The sequence below is a fragment of the Umboniibacter marinipuniceus genome, assembly GCF_003688415.1.
In the GTDB taxonomy this organism is placed as follows: Bacteria; Pseudomonadota; Gammaproteobacteria; order Pseudomonadales; family DSM-25080; genus Umboniibacter; species Umboniibacter marinipuniceus.
Genome location: NZ_REFJ01000003.1, coordinates 371,049 through 387,100, shown reverse-complemented (window position 1 = coordinate 387,100; position 16,052 = coordinate 371,049). Strand labels below are relative to the sequence as shown.

Here is a 16,052-nt window from a genome sequence, read left to right as displayed (position 1 = left end):
ACGGAGTTTGTACATGTCAAACCAACGGCAGCTACCAGCGCTAAATTGGCCGCTGATTGCGCTACTCGGATTTATCGCTGCGCTAACGCCGTTGGCCATCGATATGTACTTGCCTGCGCTTCCTCAAATTGGGTTGGCCTTTGAGGCTTCAGCAACTCAGGTACAGCAAACGCTTACGCTATTCTCGGTTGGCTTCGCCCTCGGGCAACTAGTGGTTGGTCCTATCTCCGATAGCGTTGGTCGCCGGCGAGTTATGCTGGTGGGCTCTATTCTCTTCGCCATCACCGCTATTTTGTGCGCGCGTGCCGAAAGTATTAGCGAACTGAATCTCTGGCGGTCTCTCCAGGGGGTGGCGGGCGCCGCCTCAGGAGTAATGATTTCGGCCATTGTGAAGGACATGTTCGAGCAGGACGATTTCTCGAGGATGATGAGCTTCATTGTTCTGGTGATGACACTAGCTCCGCTCGTTGCGCCGCTCATTGGTGGTTATGTGGCCCTCTGGTTTGGTTGGCGAGGCATCTTTTGGTCGCTAGCATTACTGGGGTTGGCGGCCTGTATCTTAGTGATGCTATTCATACCTGAGACGCTTGCCAAGGAATACCGACAACCACTTGCTATTGGGCGCTCACTAAGAAACTATCGCAAGATCTTTGCGGACCCTGTGAGTCTCGCGCTGATGTGCGCAGGGGCTTTCAGCTTTGCTTGCTTGTTTTCGTTTCTGATCTCTGGCTCATATGTTTACATTGAGCTATATGATATCGACATCGATAAAGTAGGTTATCTTTTCGCCTTTAATGTTGTCGCGCTGATGATACTGACATTTATTAATGGCCGTTTTGTGGGTAGAAAGGGGGCTCCGCATATGCTTCGTTGGGGGCTCTATGTGCAATTTTTCGGAGCCATGTTGTTACTGCCGTCTATTTTCGTGGACGGTATTATCTGGCTGGTGGTGATTCCCTGTATGGTAATTATTGGTGCTACTACAATGGTAGGCTCCAATTTAATGGCGAAATTACTTCAACGTCACTCAACAATGGCGGGCACGGCCTCTTCGGTAGTGGGTAGCTTTCGTTTTGGTGTGGGCGCGTTGATTGGCTCGGCGTCAACTATTTTGCCTTTTAATGTGCAAACTAATATGGCTCTGACCATTGTTATTAGTGCCTCGGCTTCAATGTTCTGCTATCGCCTTCATAGAGGGTTTAAGGTACGCCACGGCTAAGCTTAGCGAGTGTGGATTGAGTGGAATACCCTCTAATACTTAGCTAGTTAATGAATTTGACGATGGAGGTGTCGGCGTCGCGGCTTTGGTTTGCCGCCTTAAGTGCTTGCAGATAAGCCGCCCAGCGTTCCGCAAAGTTTTCCGCCAGCTCGCGTAAATAGTGCCAGCTGTAAAGGCCTGTATCGTGACCATCGTCAAAACTAATCTGCACAGCGTAATGCCCGGAAGGTGCTATTTTACTAATGGCCACATCGCGCTTGCCCACCTGCAACACTTCGTTCTGTCCGCCGTGGCCTCGCACCTCTGCCGACGGCGAGCAGACGCGCAGGTACTCGGCGCTAAGGGTGAAAGACGCATCGGGCCATGCGAGCTCTAGCGTCTTTGAACGACGGTGGAGGATTACTTTTTGAGGTGCTGTCACCGTATTACTTTCCTACTCAGAGAATGAAACGACTTAGGTCTTCGTTGTTGGAAACTTCGCCCAAGGCGCCATCGACAAACTCTGGGGTAATCTCTACGCGATGTCCATCGCGATCAGAGGCCTCAAAGCTGATCTCTTCAAGTAGTTTCTCCATTACCGTTTGTAAGCGTCTAGCGCCGATATTCTCGGTGGTGTCATTAACCTTCCAAGATACTTCGGCAATCCGTTTAACGGCTGCGCTACTAAACTCAACATCTACGCCCTCTGTTGCTAGCAGGGCTTTGTACTGTTCTACCAGCGATGCCTTGGGTTCCGTAAGAATACGTTCGAAGTCTTCGGGGGTAAGCGCTCGCAACTCAACGCGAATTGGCAGTCGGCCTTGAAGCTCTGGAATCATGTCCGAGGGCTTAGAAAGGTGGAATGCGCCCGAAGCGATAAAGAGAATATGATCAGTCTTGATGGTGCCGTACTTAGTGGTAACGGTACAGCCCTCAATTAAAGGTAATAAATCACGCTGAACACCTTCGCGCGAGACATCGGTACCACCGCCCTCGGAACGCTTGGCGACCTTATCGATTTCGTCGATGAAGACAATGCCATTTTGCTCGGCAGCATCAATTGCTTTGGCTTTGATCTCTTCGTCGTTGACTAAACGCACAGCCTCTTCATCAATCACTTGTTTGAGCGCTTGTTTAACGGTGAGGCGGCGCTTCTTTAGACGCTCAGAGCCCATATTGCTGAACATGTTCTGCAATTGGCTAGCCATATCCTCCATGCCCGGAGGTGTCATAATCTCGACACCCATTGGCGCGGAGGCGACATCAATTTCGATTTCTTTTTCGTCCAGCTCGCCCTGGCGAAGCTTCTTGCGAAATAGCTGGCGAGTGCTTGAGTCGCTCTCACTTTCACTGCTATTGCGTGCCGGGGGTAACAAAACATCGAGTATTCGGTCTTCGGCCGCGTCGGCCGCACGATGACGGACTTTCTGCACCTCCGTCTCGCGAAGTAGTTTGATGGAGGTTTCAACTAGATCACGAATAATAGATTCGACGTCTCGGCCTACATAGCCAACTTCGGTGAACTTGGTGGCCTCAACCTTGATAAACGGAGCGTTGGCTAACTTAGCCAACCTGCGGGCGATCTCGGTTTTACCTACGCCTGTTGGGCCTATCATCAGAATATTCTTAGGTGTTACTTCGGCGCGCAGCTCTTCGTCTAGCTGCATTCGGCGCCAGCGGTTACGGAGTGCAACAGCTACCGCACGCTTCGCATCTTTTTGGCCAACAATGTGGCGGTCCAACTCGTGAACGATTTCTCTTGGGGTCATCGATGACATAGTAAACCTTAGCGTTTTGAGTCGAGTGTTTCGACGGTGAAATTGTGATTGGTGTAGATGCAGACGTCGCCGGCAATGGTTAGCGACTTGGTGACCACATCTTCAGCGCTTAGCTCGGTATTATCTAATAGGGCGCGGGCAGCAGACTGCGCGAATGAGCCTCCAGAACCAATAGCAATGAGGTCATCTTCTGGCTGGACGACATCGCCGTTACCGGTAATGATTAAGCTGTCGTTCTCGTCGGCGACCGCTAACAGCGCTTCGAGCTTACGCAGCATTTTATCGGTGCGCCAATCTTTGGCTAGTTCCACGGCTGCTCTGACAAGATGTCCCTGGTGAAGTTCAAGTTTGGCCTCGAAACGTTCAAAGAGGGTGAATGCATCGGCCGTTCCACCGGCAAAACCAGCAATGACTTTGCCGTTGTATAAACGACGAACTTTACGAGCATTTCCTTTCATGATGGTGTTACCCAGCGTGACTTGACCATCGCCACCAATGACGACTTTACCCTTTCTTCTTACCGATAGAATGGTTGTGCCTCGATACTGTTCCAACGTCATATTCCTTACAAAATTGAGTCGTGTTTAATTTGATATGGGGGTGCTTTCGAATATTTCAATGTTTGCCGGCTACTGCTGGAGAATCAATTAGCGTGAGTAGCTGATAATTTACAGTAGCTAAGAAAGCCATTGCTACGCATTGATCACTGAGTGTGCGTAGCAGGGCGCTTAAGTCTCCTTTCAAACCACTGGCTCGCAACTAAAGTTAAGTTCGAGCATAGCTGAAAGAAGAGGGGCTATTGGTTGTCTTCTTTTGGGCGCTTAAATACTAATGGAGTCATGCCACGCTCAATCAACTGACGGCGAGCTTCGTCCATGGGTCCGTATTGCTCGAAGGGGCCCACCATAATTCGGTGCCAGGGATTTCCGTCAGCATCGCTTACAGTGCGAATTGATGCGTTAAGACCCGCTAGCAATAACTCCACACGCGCACGTTCAGCATCTTCGCTTTGGCGAAACGACGCGGCCTGCAGGTTGTAGTAGAAATCCTGAGGTCCAGCATTTCGCTGTCCAGGCTGGGCATCAACAATGACTTCTTCGTTAGGTAGCGTATCGTAGAATTCATATTCGATTTCTACCGGAGCATCCTCGACAATGGCGTCGGCCTGGGAGCTTGAAACCTCAGCTGATGTTTGGCTTGATGAAGCTTCATCATTGAAGGAGGGTTTGGGTAGCTGGCTTAGCCAAACAATACCTGCGAATAACACACCCGCGCCAAGGATTCCGCCAACGATTTTCGGCATAGGGCTGTTGGCGTTGCGCTTTCCGGCTCTTCTTTTCGCGCCGCGCTGAGGTTTTCGTTTGTTCTTGGTAGCGACCATAGTTGCAGGCATTACTCTTATTAATAGGTCCGAAAGATGAGGCTTTAGCATACCGATAAAAACAGGGAGTGTTAAGGCGAAAGCTGAGAATAAGTTCGAAGTTTTGAGGCGGCGCAGCAGCACCGCCTCACGTTTAGCTACATTTGCTCAGGCGCAGATACACCCAGTAAATCAAGGCCGTTCGCAATGACCACTTTACAGGCCATAACAAGTGCTAGACGTGCGTCGCGAACTTTATGATCTTCAATGATCATTTTGTGCGCGTTGTAGTAGGTATGGAACTCACCCGCTAGCTCACGAAGGTAGTTGGCAATAGTATGTGGCTCAAGACGTTGAGCCGCATTATTGACCACTTCTGGGAATTGCGATAACCGCTTCATTAGCTGATTCTCGGCTTCTTCGCCAAGGGCATCCAATTTGCCTAAAGCATCTGCCTGGTCCCAGCTTTCGCCAAGTTCGGCCAGCTTGCGCATGACTGCGCAGCAACGCGCGTGCGCATATTGAATGTAATAGACCGGGTTGTCATTTGACTGAGCGGTAGCCAAATCAATATCAAAGGTGAGCTGAGATGTGGCAGAGCGCGCTGCAAGGAAATAACGTGTGGCATCACGGCCCACCTCTTCCACTAGGTCGCTTACTGTCACGTAGCTGCCGGCCCGCTTTGAAAGTTTAACTTCTTCGCCACCGCGCATGACCGTCACCATCTGATGCAGAACGTACTCGGGCCATCCCTTCGGGATACCAACATCCAGCGCTTGAAGCCCTGCGCGAACACGAGTGATGGTACTATGGTGGTCGGCGCCCTGTTCGTTGACGACACGCTTGAAGCCGCGCTGCCATTTGTTGTGGTGGTAGGCAACATCGGGAACAAAGTAGGTGTAGCCACCTTCTCGTTTACGCATGACGCGGTCTTTGTCGTCACCGAAATCAGTGGTGCGCAGCCAGAGAGCGCCGCCATCTTCATAGGTGTAGCCGCTATCAATTAGTGATTGGACGGTAGCTTCTACCGAGCCACTTTCGTAGAGCGAAGACTCTAGGAAGTAGATGTCGAAGTTGACACCGAAGGCCTTAAGATCTTGATCTTGCTCACGGCGTAGGTAGGCCACGGCAAAATCGCGAATAGCACTGAGGTCTTCAACATTCTTATTAGCAGTGACTGCTTTGTCGGCAGCTGTTACCGTATCACCCTGGATGAACGACTCTGCCACATCAACAATATACTGCCCCTGGTAGCCGTCGGCTGGCCAGCTATCGTCTTCCGGTCCCAAATTCTTGGCGCGAGCCTGAACGCTAAGAGCCAGGTTGTTAATCTGCTGGCCCGCGTCGTTGTAATAGAATTCCGCGGTGACCTCGTGCCCTGTTGCTTTCAATAGTCGACAGAGGCAGTCGCCAATCGCTGCGCCTCGCCCATGGCCAACATGAAGCGGGCCGGTAGGGTTTGCTGAGACGAACTCAACTTGCACCTTGGTGCCCTCAGCGCTGTTGTTGTGGCCGAAGCTTGCACCCGCGGCTAGTACATCATTGATAATTGATTGAGCGGAGTCGGCACTGAGAAAGAAATTTAGGAAGCCAGGTCCAGCGATTTCGACCTTGCTGATTTTCGACGATTCAGGAAGGGCGTCGATAATCATCTGCGCAATGGCCCGCGGATTTGATTTAGCCGGTTTCGCCAGCGTCATGGCTACATTGGTAGCGAAGTCTCCATGGCTTTTGTCCTTGGTGTGATCGACATTGAAATTGGGGCTGAGCTCGGCGGGTAATTGACCGCCGTTCTGCATGTTAATTAAAGCCTGATTGATGAGATCACTGATATGCTGTTTCATAGAGTCCTGTGCTACATGAGTGCTGACGGTTAAAACGGTGAATTATCGTTGTATTTTAGCCGTCTAACAAGGACTCGTGGGGAAAATCTTTCGTCATTAGGGCGATTTACCGCTCTTTTCTAATTGCTATCCTGCGGATCAATGTCAATAGACCAGCGTAAGCCGCCTACGAGTTTACTATTTGTGAGTAGTTCGTCTAAGGCTTGCATAGCGCTATGCAGCTTATTCCGATGGCTAGCAAAGAACCAAAGTTGACCACGTTGACGACCGTTTCGCATTGCTAAGGGGGCTGGCATAGGCCCTTGGCATTGGAGAACGCCATGTTGAACTGCGTTGGCGCAGAAGTTCCTGGCCAGCGAGAGGCATTGATCCACTTGGTGTTGGTGAGGATGGTCCGCTCTTAACAGCGCCGCCGCACTAAATGGCGGCTGGCCAAAACGCTGGCGCTCGGCAAGCAGCATGGATGCGTAAATGCGATACGGCTGTGATAAGAGTGATTGCAGCAGAGGGTGGTCAGGTAAAGATGTCTGTACTAACACCTGTCCGGCTAATTCAGCGCGTCCAGCTCTGCCCATTACTTGGGTCAGTAGCTGCCCAGTTCTTTCTGGTGCGCGGAAATCAGCGGCATAGAGCCCGCTATCAATGTCTAGCACAACCACAAGCGTGACTCGCTCAAAATGGTGCCCTTTGGCGAGCATCTGGGTGCCAACCAAAATACAGGGCTGGCCGTTGTTGACCAGTTCAAGGTTTTCGGCGAGTTGTTGAGCGCTCCGAGTGGTGTCGCGGTCAATGCGAATCGTTGGCGTATCAGGAAACAGCTGTATTAGTCGCTCTTCGATTCGCTCGGTGCCTTCGCCAACGCGATCTAACTGCTGACTAAAGCACTGAGGGCAGCGGTGAGTTACCGGCTCAACCACATCACAATGATGGCAAACTAACTGTTGATGACGTTGATGGACGGTAAAGTGACGAGTGCAGGCAGGGCAGTCGGCAATCCAGCCGCAGTGCTGACACATAAGTGCCGGCGAATAGCCTCGCCGATTGATAAAAACAAGCGCTTGCTCACCGCGAGCGAGACAGGACGAAATGGAGTCTAACGCCGCCATGGTCAAGCCGGTATCACGCGAGGCTTGGCGAATATCGACTAGCTCAACGCTGGGGCTACTAGCGCCGCCAGCACGTGCGGAGAGTTCGAGCCTTTGATAAGCGCCTCGTTCGGCATTGGCGAGCGACTCAAGCGAAGGCGTAGCGGATCCTAAGATAACAGGGCATTGAGCGTGCTTAGCGCGAACGATAGCAAGGTCACGGGCACTATAGTGAAAGCCGTCCTGCTGTTTATAGGATAAATCGTGCTCTTCATCTACTACGATAAGGCCAAGCTTCGGAATGGGGGCGAAAATGGCTGATCGGGTACCGATAATGATTCTGGCTAAACCATCAGCCGCGCTGACCCAGTCTTCACAGCGCGCGCCGCGCGCGAGCCCTGAATGCAGAACGGCAATGCGGGTGGCAAAGCGGGCACTGAAGCGCTCGAGAGTCTGTGGCGTGAGGGCAATTTCAGGGACTAATACCAAAGCCTGTTGACCCTGAGCCAAACAATGCTCAATGGACCGCAGATATACTTCGGTCTTTCCCGAGCCAGTGATACCGTCGATCAACCAAGAGCTGAAACCCGTACTTTGGGTGATAGCGGTAATGGCAGCAAGTTGCTCTGCATTGGGTTCTGGGGGGGACTGGGTTAAACGGCAGGGCGTCTCAGCACCCAGGTGGTCGTATTCAGCGACTAGCTCTAATTCGAGCAAACGTTTCAGGGTGGCTCTGGTAACTTTTGCTTCGCGCAGCTGAGACCATTCCATGGGGCCACTTCTTAAGGCGTCTAAACAGCGTTGCTGTTGAACACCCTTCGCAACGGCATTGACATCGGTAAGTTGAAACCAGTCGGCACGATAATTTGACAGTGGTCGACCGTCTCGCAGGTTTTTTGGCAAAGCAGAGCTAATGACCTCACCAATTGGAGCGAGATAGTAACTCGCGGTAAAGTTAATGAGCTGCCACCAACGCTGATTGGCGAAAGGTGCCTCATCGATAATCTCAATTATTGCCTTAAGCTCTCCGCTATGCGGAGTACTGTTATCCTCAACCACGGTCCCAATCAACTCGCGATTTGAAAACGGCACGCGAACGCGACAGCCTGGTGACACAGCTGAATCACTCAGATAATGAAAGTTTCGCTTTAGGGGGACGGGTAACGCCACGGCAATGGTGTGTGCGCTCAAAGTTGTTTCACCTATCGACTGAGTATTTGTTGCTGAGTTTGTTAGTATACGCATTTGTAACCACATTAAATACGTTTGGCAATTATCAATTCTTCTGTTAGGATGCGCGCTCAAATTTCATTGACTTGGTGCGGTGCTTGACGAGAGATCAAGTGGCGGCACATAACGAGGTTCATCATGCAAAACGATATTCACCCAGCATACGATTCAGTTGTTGCAACCTGTTCTTGCGGCAACAAGGTAGAGACTAAGTCTACTATCGGTAAAGATTTCCACATCGACGTTTGTTCAAAGTGCCACCCGTTCTACACAGGTAAGCAGAAGGTTCTTGATGCAGGCGGTCGTGTTGATCGTTTCAAACAGCGTTTCGGCGGTCGTTCTTACAAGTAAGACACCCTACGCTGAAGAAAAAAGCGCTCTCGGAGCGCTTTTTTTTGCACTTAAAATGACTGGTCGGTCACATTTTATTGGCTACCATTACTAAAGTGCATACTTACTATTGATTATTTGAACCCTCAAGTGGTTCATCATTTGTTATATTGACTGGCACTCCACATACCTTTTTAGGCACACGACATGACAGACGAAAAGCAAGCTGCGCTAGATTACCATCAGTACCCGACCCCCGGGAAAATTAGTATTGAGCTGACGACCTCAGCGGAAACTCAGCGTGACTTGGCGCTTGCCTATAGTCCAGGTGTTGCTGAACCCGTTAAGGCCATTGCCGAAGATCCGGAAGCTGCCTACCGTTATACAGGCAAAGGTAATCTGGTTGCGGTCATTTCAACGGGAAGTGCCATTCTCGGCCTAGGGAATCTGGGGCCATTGGCTTCAAAGCCAGTAATGGAAGGTAAAGCGCTACTGTTTAAGCGTTTTGCGAATATTGATTCTGTTGACATCGAGATTGATGCGTCTGAGCCCAAGGATATTATTGATACCGTCGTTCGTATTGCGGGAACATTTGGCGGCATTAACCTCGAAGATATCAAAGCGCCGGAATGCTTCGAAATTGAAAAAGCCTGTATTGAAGCCTGTGATATTCCAGTCTTCCACGATGATCAACATGGTACGGCAATCGTAACGGTAGCTGGAATGTTGAGTGCCTTAGAAGTTCAAGGTAAGCGTATCGAAGATGTGAAAATGGTATGTTTAGGCGCCGGCTCTGCGGCAATTGCTTGCACCAATCTACTGATCTCTGCTGGTTTGAAACGAGAGAATGTCTTCATGCTTGATCGTGGTGGTGTAATTCAAACCGAGCGCTACGACCTGAACGAATACAAGCAGGCGTTTGCCATCGAGACGGATCGCCGTACTTTGGATGATGCGATCGATGGTGCGGATATCTTTTTGGGACTCTCTGGTGCGAACTTACTGTCTGAGTCTCAAATGAAGAAAATGGCGCCTAAGCCAATCGTTTTTGCTTGTTCGAACCCTGACCCAGAGATTGATCCGGTGGTTGCGAAAGCTATTCGTCCCGATGTCATCATGGCTACGGGTCGTTCTGACTTTCCAAACCAGGTGAATAACGTGTTAGGTTTCCCGTACATTTTCCGTGGCGCTTTGGATGTGCGTGCGCGTGAGATCAATGAGGAAATGAAATTGGCTGCAGCCTACGCGATTGCGGCACTGACCAATGAGCCGGTACCCCAGGAAGTGTTAGACGCCTGTGGTGTTGAGAGTTTGAGCAAAGGCCCTGAATACATCATTCCTAAGCCAATGGATGCAAGGCTTCTAACCGTTGTCTCGGATGCCGTAGCCAAGGCTGCTATCTCTACTGGTGCTGCGCGTCTGCCTTACCCTGCTCACTACCCACTCTAACTGGGTATTACGTCGTCCTAGTGAGCACCTTGCTCAGCTAGGGCGACGAAAACTCGTTTTTCTCTGCTTTTCAGCAGTCGTTATTCCTTTTGTCACGCTCTAATCTACTTCCTCGTTTTGATGAGGAGGTCCTATGGGGAACATCTTTCGCCAGCAAGCTATTGAGGCCCGAGAGTCGCATTTCTGCGCTCGGATCAATTATCGTAGTCCCTGGAGGCTGGAGTTGGCCGCCATCTGCGTTGCGGTTGTCTTCGTCCTTTTTGTGGTGATCGTAGCGGCATGGCGGTTTCCTGATTATCGCTCCTTTCCAGCAAGGGTTTTTGCAGCCCAGCCCGCGGTCGAAATTCGTAGTGATGCCGCTGCCTATATTAGTAAATTATCTATTCGTCCTGGAGAAAAAGTCACTCAGGGGCAGGTTGTGGCCGAGCTTCGTTCGTGGATGGTGGGGCAGGCCGGGCGCTCGGTAGTGCGAGAGCAGCAGGATGCCTTGCTGGCGGAACTGCATGGCGAGGTAGCACAGCTTGAACTACAGCGCCAAGCTAGGCTACGTCAATGGACAGCAACGCAAACACAAATTACGCAGTTGAATCGTCTGCTCACGGATATGGCGAGGCTCCGAGAACTGCGTGTTGATGAACATCGGCGTGTTAAAGCTCGATACGTTGCGGCGCAAACACTCAGTGAACGCGGATGGCTAGCTAACGCCAACTTAGATCAGGAGAAGGGGCAATTGGATACCGCTGAAATCCAATTAATAGAAAGTGTTAACAACCTTCATCACCATTATCAACAGCTTGAGGCATTGCATCAGCGTCAATGGCAGCTCGTAGAGCAACAGGATAGTGACCAGCTTAGTTTTCAATCACGCCAGCGCGCTATCCATCAGCAGATCTATACACTGGAAAGCAATGATCACCTAACCATTGTGGCACCGGAAGATGGCATTGTTGACTGGATGCCAGTGCGTGAAGGCCAGCTGGTTGATAGTCAGGCTTTACTATTTAGCCTCGCCCCAGGCCAACAGGACTATCGAGTGAAGTTTATTCTCTCGGCGGATGAGCGCTATCGCGTGGGGCTCACTACGCCGGTTAAATTACGCCTCGCTGGGGAGCGGGGTAGGCAGTTAGGCTTAATTGATGCCGCGCTAACTACCTTAGCATCATCCTCTGTCATCACGGATAGCGGTCAGGGTTACTGGGCTGAAGCTGTTATTCGCTCGGATAGCTTGGCGGCCTCACATCTAGTAGATGGTTTGCCGGTGACAGTTGATGTTGAGCTATCGCAAGCCACATTACTGGAACGTGCCTGGCAACATCTGCCACTAGAGCGGGTGAATCTATGAAGGTGTTTCTTCAGGCCGGCATGGCGGAGTGCGGTCTCGCTTCGCTAGCCATGGTAGCCAATCACTACGATGCAAAGGTGGACCTAGGGGCGATGCGGCGAAAGTTCTCTAGCTTTCAGTCTGGGATGACGTTGATGCAACTATCGGAGGCAGCGCAGCAGCTAGGATTCCGCTGTCGAGCGCTTCGACTTTCCAAAGCTCAACTGAGTCAACTGACACTGCCATGCATTATTCACTGGGGCTTCAACCATTTTGTGGTCCTTGAGAAGGTTGGTCGTCAGGGTATAGACATCATTGATCCAGCCGTGGGGAGACGTCGTTGTGACTGGCTTGAGGTTGGTGAACAATTCACCGGCGTTGCACTGGAGTGCTCTGCTGATACGTCGGTAAGACTAACTTTGCCAGCAGGCAGCGGGTCGCTTCGCAAGTGGATCAAAGTGGGTGCCAGCTTCAATCGAGCGATGCTCTGGTTGGTAGGCTTAAGTATCGCGGCGCAGCTACTCATGCTGACAGCTCCCTATTACATTCAGTTACTTATTGATCGCGGGATTATGCTGGGTGATACGCGCCTAATGACGTTGCTTCTCGCGGCCTTTTCTCTGTTATTAGTCTTGCGAGTGGCGTTGCAGTATACGCGGGATTGGCTGTTGGCAAACGTTGATAATAGTTTGTACAAGTCACTATCTTGGCAGCTATTTCGGCACTTGCTAACCATCCCCGTGGACTTCTTTCGGCAGCGTAATATTGGTGATCTCATCTCTAGGTTTGAATCGATTCGGGAGCTACGGGGCGCATTCAGCCAGCTTCTGGTTCCCTTGGCGATTGCCATAAGCTTTGCCCTGCTGCTCTGCGTGGTATTGTTTTTCTACTCTTTAACCCTAGCGTTAATAAGCTGTGCAATGAGTCTGTTACTTATCGCTATTCGTTGGTGGCACTATGCAAGCGTACGGGCACTCCAGCAGCGCGCCGTTATCGCTGCGGCGGAGGAGCATTCGCAACGAGTTGAAATGCTACGAAGTATGGTATCCATTCAGTCACTGAGTATGGAAGCGTCATTCCTTCAACGCTGGAACACGACTCAGGAAAAGTCCGCAGATCTGAGCTATCAAGCGGGTATGAAGCTACTTCGGGCCAATCAAATTCAACTGTTAATTATTGCCGGTGAAGGCCTGGTTCTCAGTTTCATGGGGTCTCATTTGGTACTTGATGGCGTTTGGACGCTTGGTCATATGGTTGCTTACGTAAGTTATCGAGGGTTGTTCTATGAGCGGATTAATACCGTGGTGGACAAAGTGTGTCAGCTCCGTGTGATGGGTCTTCACCTCGATCGTATCGATGACTTGATTGAAGCGCAGCCCAAGCAGCTGAAAACGCTGCTTCGCGACGGGGCGGGAACTCTTAGTATTCACGATATCTCCTATCGAATTGCCCATAGCTCGGTGGAGCTATTTAGCCAGCTTGAATTACATGTTGAACCGGGGCAGATGATTGTTATTACCGGCCCTTCTGGTGTTGGAAAGTCTACGCTGATGGCAATTATTGGTGGTCATTTACCCGCTGATCGGGGGGTTGTGTTCATTCACGGAGAAGAAGTAGGTTATGGGGTAGGTGTTGACATTCGCCCGTCAGTGGCCCAAGTGCTACAGGATGATCGGCTGCTCTCGGGGACCCTGATAGAGAACATTAGTAGTTTCGCGGGTCAGGTTGACGAAGCTGCGCTGGAGCGAGCTATGCAGTGTTGCGGACTACATGACTTGGTAGCGCAGCTTCCAATGGGCTTAGAAACCATTGTTGGCGATCTAGATACAGCACTTTCGCAGGGACAAATTCAACGGGTGCTCCTCGCAAGAGCACTCTATCAGGGCCCTAAGCTGTTACTGCTAGATGAGGCAACAAGCCATTTAGACGATGCCGCTGAAGCTCAGCTTCTGGCTAATATTAAGCTTCTGCGTATCACCGTGGTGTCTATTGCCCATCGCCGCGCTGCAATCGCCGCCGCCAATACCGTTTATGAATTAACAGCCACCGGCTTGGTGGATGTAAGCAAATTGATGCAAGGTGCATCAGTCCAGGCCTGAGGTTCAGGCGAAGCAAAGGAGTGCAATATGACTGAGTTATCTATCAGTGAAGCGCAACAAGTAAGCGGTGGCTATCCGCCACCATCAATCATCTACATCGAACTGCCGAATGGTGTTCGACCAGAATTTGAAATGTTTGGTTGGACCCCCGAGGAACTCGTCTTTGATCAAAGCGCCACAGGAGGTGTCTAGAAATGGAATTACTAAACTCTGAGCAACAACAGGAAGTGAGCGGCGGCATCTTCATTAACCCAGTAACGGTGATGCTGGCCGTACGTTTGGTAACCTACGCTTCACCTTACGTGCTATCGGCAGCGGCGGCTACAGCCACCGCTGTAGGCAGTGCTGTAGGTGGCTATCTTGCTTCGGATGGGGGTGAGTAGCATGCGGGAACTCACCTTGGACGAACAGGCCGAAGTGGATGGCGGTGGCGTCATCTTGATTGTTGGGGGCGCCTTTCTGGCCGGCGTTGCGTTGGGCTACATTGCTGAGAAGACGAGTCAATTCTTAGATGGACTAGATGATCCGGCTCCAGCACCACCGCCGAAGGAGGAAGCGGCTCAACCCGCGTAATTCAACAAGGAGTAACAGTGACACTGAGCTTGCTCAGTGTTACCTTCTGATTAACAACGGACGTTATCATCACTTAGCAGGGAGCTACAATGACTCGAGAAACGTTAACTCAACTGGTCAGTTTTAAAGAGCCGGTCAGCTTGACCATCGCCACGGCGGCAGCATCAATGTTTGCAGGATTCTTCGTTACTTTGTTTTCTTGGAAAGCCTGGGTGCCGATTGTGGCCCTCTATGGATTGTTAGTGTGGTTGTTTCCCGCAAATCGTGAGGATGGACCCGTGACGGCAAGAGTGGGGGTGCAATATTTGGTGGCCATGGGTGCTGCAGGAAGTGTTTACGCGCTATTGAGCCCTTATATGCATGCGTTTTTGGCCGGATTTATCTGGCTTAGCGCCATACTCTACGCGGTATACTATTTTCGCGTTCCCAAGCTCTATCGGTAGGCTGAGCTTGACGCTAAACACTACCGATAGCTGTTCACATCAGCTTAGAAAAGAACTCGACAGCGAACGGTGTGCTCAATAGAGGATAGCTTATCAAGCGCTTTAGAACCTTGACCGTGCTCAACATCAACCACAACATAGCCAATATCCTCAGCGGTTTGAAGATATTGACCAGTGATATTTACACCGTTACTAGACAATACATCAGTAATTGCCGCCAAGACTCCGGGGACGTTTTTATGAACGTGCAAGATACGGTGACTGTTGTGGTGTTCTGGAAGTGCCACCTCTGGGAAATTTACGGCGCTGGTAGTGGTGCCATTGTCACTATATTTGGCAAACTTTAGCGCTACCTCAATACCAATATTTTCTTGTGCTTCTTGAGTAGAGCCGCCAACGTGCGGCGTCAAAATTACATTATCAATGCCGCGTAATGGTGATTCAAAGGTTTCACTATTCGAGCGCGGCTCCACGGGGAATACGTCTATTGCGGCGCCGCCTAGGTGCTGAGATTTAAGTGCTGCGACTAAATCATCAATGACGACTACTGTGCCCCTAGCAGCATTAATGAAAATAGCTCCGGATTTCATCTGCGAAAATTGTGCTGCGCCAAACATATCCTGTGTTGCTGCGGTCTCTGGGACGTGAAGCGTGACGATGTCACTTTCTCTTAGTAGCTCTTCGAGGGAGTCGGCTTGTTCGGCATTACCAAGTGGCAGCTTTGTTACCACATCGTGAAACTTAACTTTCATTCCTAATGATTCGGCAAGGACTGATAGCTGGCTACCAATTGATCCATAACCCACCACACCAAGCGTCTTACCTCGGACTTCCCACGACTTGGCCGCTGACTTCTGCCATTCACCGCGATGCGCTTTCATGCTCTTTTCGGGTACACCTCGGGCCAGCATGATTGCCTCGGCGAGCACTAACTCGGCCACACTTCGGGTATTTGAATAGGGGGCATTGAATACTGGGATTCCGTGGCGACGGGCAGCAGGCAGGTCAACTTGGTTGGTACCGATACAAAAGCAGCCAATGGCAATAAGTTTGTCCGCCGAGGCGATCACTCGCTCGGTAAGCTGTGTTCTGGAGCGAACGCCAACAAAGTGAACGCCCTTGAGCTTTTCAATGAGCGAATCCTCGTCCAAAGAGCCACTCAACGCCTCAATCTCGTTGTAGCCTGCCGAATTAAGGGTGGCAATAGCTGAGGGGTGGACGCCCTCTAACAACAAAAACTTAATACGATTTTTCTCGAGCGACATACTAGCCATGGGTTACCTCTTTTTAATGTATTAAAACGGTGATATTTGCCTTGCCGATAAAGTGAGCTCACTTTAAT

At 50.8% G+C, this 16,052-nt stretch carries 16 protein-coding genes; 9 read left to right on the top strand and 7 right to left on the bottom strand.

Annotation, left to right across the window (positions count from 1 at the left end; translation table 11 throughout):
- Positions 1-13 precede the first annotated feature (13 nt).
- Positions 14-1,219 (top strand): Bcr/CflA family multidrug efflux MFS transporter, encoded by a 1,206-nt coding sequence (locus tag DFR27_RS07985; protein ID WP_121876923.1) that lies wholly within the window; start codon positions 14-16, stop codon positions 1,217-1,219.
- A 43-nt stretch (positions 1,220-1,262) separates the two neighbouring features.
- On the opposite strand, the gene DFR27_RS07980 is transcribed toward DFR27_RS07985, so the two are convergent.
- From DFR27_RS07980 to DFR27_RS07955, 6 genes are all read right to left on the bottom strand, one after another.
- Positions 1,263-1,640, bottom strand: a complete 378-nt coding sequence (locus DFR27_RS07980; protein ID WP_121876922.1) for a gamma-butyrobetaine hydroxylase family protein — start codon at positions 1,638-1,640, stop codon at positions 1,263-1,265.
- 16 nt (positions 1,641-1,656) lie between these two features.
- Complete coding sequence (gene hslU / locus DFR27_RS07975; protein ID WP_121876921.1) at positions 1,657-2,976, bottom strand: ATP-dependent protease ATPase subunit HslU; 1,320 nt, start codon at positions 2,974-2,976, stop codon at positions 1,657-1,659.
- Between the two features lie 8 nt (positions 2,977-2,984).
- Positions 2,985-3,530 (bottom strand): ATP-dependent protease subunit HslV, encoded by a 546-nt coding sequence (hslV, locus tag DFR27_RS07970; protein WP_121876994.1) that lies wholly within the window; start codon positions 3,528-3,530, stop codon positions 2,985-2,987.
- Between the two features lie 242 nt (positions 3,531-3,772).
- Positions 3,773-4,369 (bottom strand): SPOR domain-containing protein, encoded by a 597-nt coding sequence (locus DFR27_RS07965; protein WP_170150820.1) that lies wholly within the window; start codon positions 4,367-4,369, stop codon positions 3,773-3,775.
- A gap of 125 nt (positions 4,370-4,494) precedes the next feature.
- The gene (argS, locus tag DFR27_RS07960; protein WP_121876919.1) at positions 4,495-6,180 is read right to left on the bottom strand and encodes an arginine--tRNA ligase; all 1,686 of its coding nucleotides are present in this window, start codon (positions 6,178-6,180) and stop codon (positions 4,495-4,497) included.
- 119 nt (positions 6,181-6,299) lie between these two features.
- Positions 6,300-8,456 carry a primosomal protein N' gene (locus DFR27_RS07955; RefSeq protein WP_170150819.1) on the bottom strand — a complete coding sequence of 719 codons (2,157 nt, stop codon included), beginning with the start codon at positions 8,454-8,456 and terminating at the stop codon, positions 6,300-6,302.
- Between the two features lie 177 nt (positions 8,457-8,633).
- On the opposite strand from DFR27_RS07955, the gene rpmE reads away from it, so the two are divergent.
- The 8 genes from rpmE to DFR27_RS07920 all read left to right on the top strand — a co-directional run bounded on the left by rpmE (position 8,634) and on the right by DFR27_RS07920 (position 14,710).
- Positions 8,634-8,846, top strand: coding sequence for a 50S ribosomal protein L31 (gene rpmE, locus DFR27_RS07950; protein WP_121876917.1), 213 nt, complete (start codon positions 8,634-8,636; stop codon positions 8,844-8,846).
- 186 nt (positions 8,847-9,032) lie between these two features.
- Positions 9,033-10,274 (top strand): malic enzyme-like NAD(P)-binding protein, encoded by a 1,242-nt coding sequence (locus DFR27_RS07945; RefSeq protein ID WP_121876916.1) that lies wholly within the window; start codon positions 9,033-9,035, stop codon positions 10,272-10,274.
- Between the two features lie 133 nt (positions 10,275-10,407).
- Positions 10,408-11,616: an HlyD family secretion protein gene (locus tag DFR27_RS07940; protein ID WP_121876915.1), complete on the top strand. Its 1,209-nt coding sequence runs from the start codon at positions 10,408-10,410 to the stop codon at positions 11,614-11,616.
- Positions 11,613-13,694, top strand: coding sequence for a peptidase domain-containing ABC transporter (locus DFR27_RS07935; RefSeq protein ID WP_121876914.1), 2,082 nt, complete (start codon positions 11,613-11,615; stop codon positions 13,692-13,694). The genes DFR27_RS07940 and DFR27_RS07935 overlap by 4 nt, the downstream gene beginning before the upstream one ends.
- A gap of 27 nt (positions 13,695-13,721) precedes the next feature.
- Positions 13,722-13,886 (top strand): hypothetical protein, encoded by a 165-nt coding sequence (locus tag DFR27_RS12585; protein WP_170150818.1) that lies wholly within the window; start codon positions 13,722-13,724, stop codon positions 13,884-13,886.
- 2 nt (positions 13,887-13,888) lie between these two features.
- Positions 13,889-14,077 carry a hypothetical protein gene (locus tag DFR27_RS07930; RefSeq protein WP_121876913.1) on the top strand — a complete coding sequence of 63 codons (189 nt, stop codon included), beginning with the start codon at positions 13,889-13,891 and terminating at the stop codon, positions 14,075-14,077.
- Position 14,078: 1 nt separating this feature from the next.
- Entirely contained in the window at positions 14,079-14,267 is a 189-nt protein-coding gene (locus DFR27_RS07925; RefSeq protein ID WP_121876912.1) for a hypothetical protein, read from the top strand.
- Positions 14,268-14,356: 89 nt separating this feature from the next.
- Entirely contained in the window at positions 14,357-14,710 is a 354-nt protein-coding gene (locus DFR27_RS07920) for a hypothetical protein (protein WP_121876911.1), read from the top strand.
- A gap of 44 nt (positions 14,711-14,754) precedes the next feature.
- Here DFR27_RS07920 and serA read toward each other — a convergent pair whose 3' ends face one another.
- Positions 14,755-15,984, bottom strand: coding sequence for a phosphoglycerate dehydrogenase (serA, locus tag DFR27_RS07915; protein WP_121876910.1), 1,230 nt, complete (start codon positions 15,982-15,984; stop codon positions 14,755-14,757).
- Between the last annotated feature and the right edge of the window lie 68 nt (positions 15,985-16,052).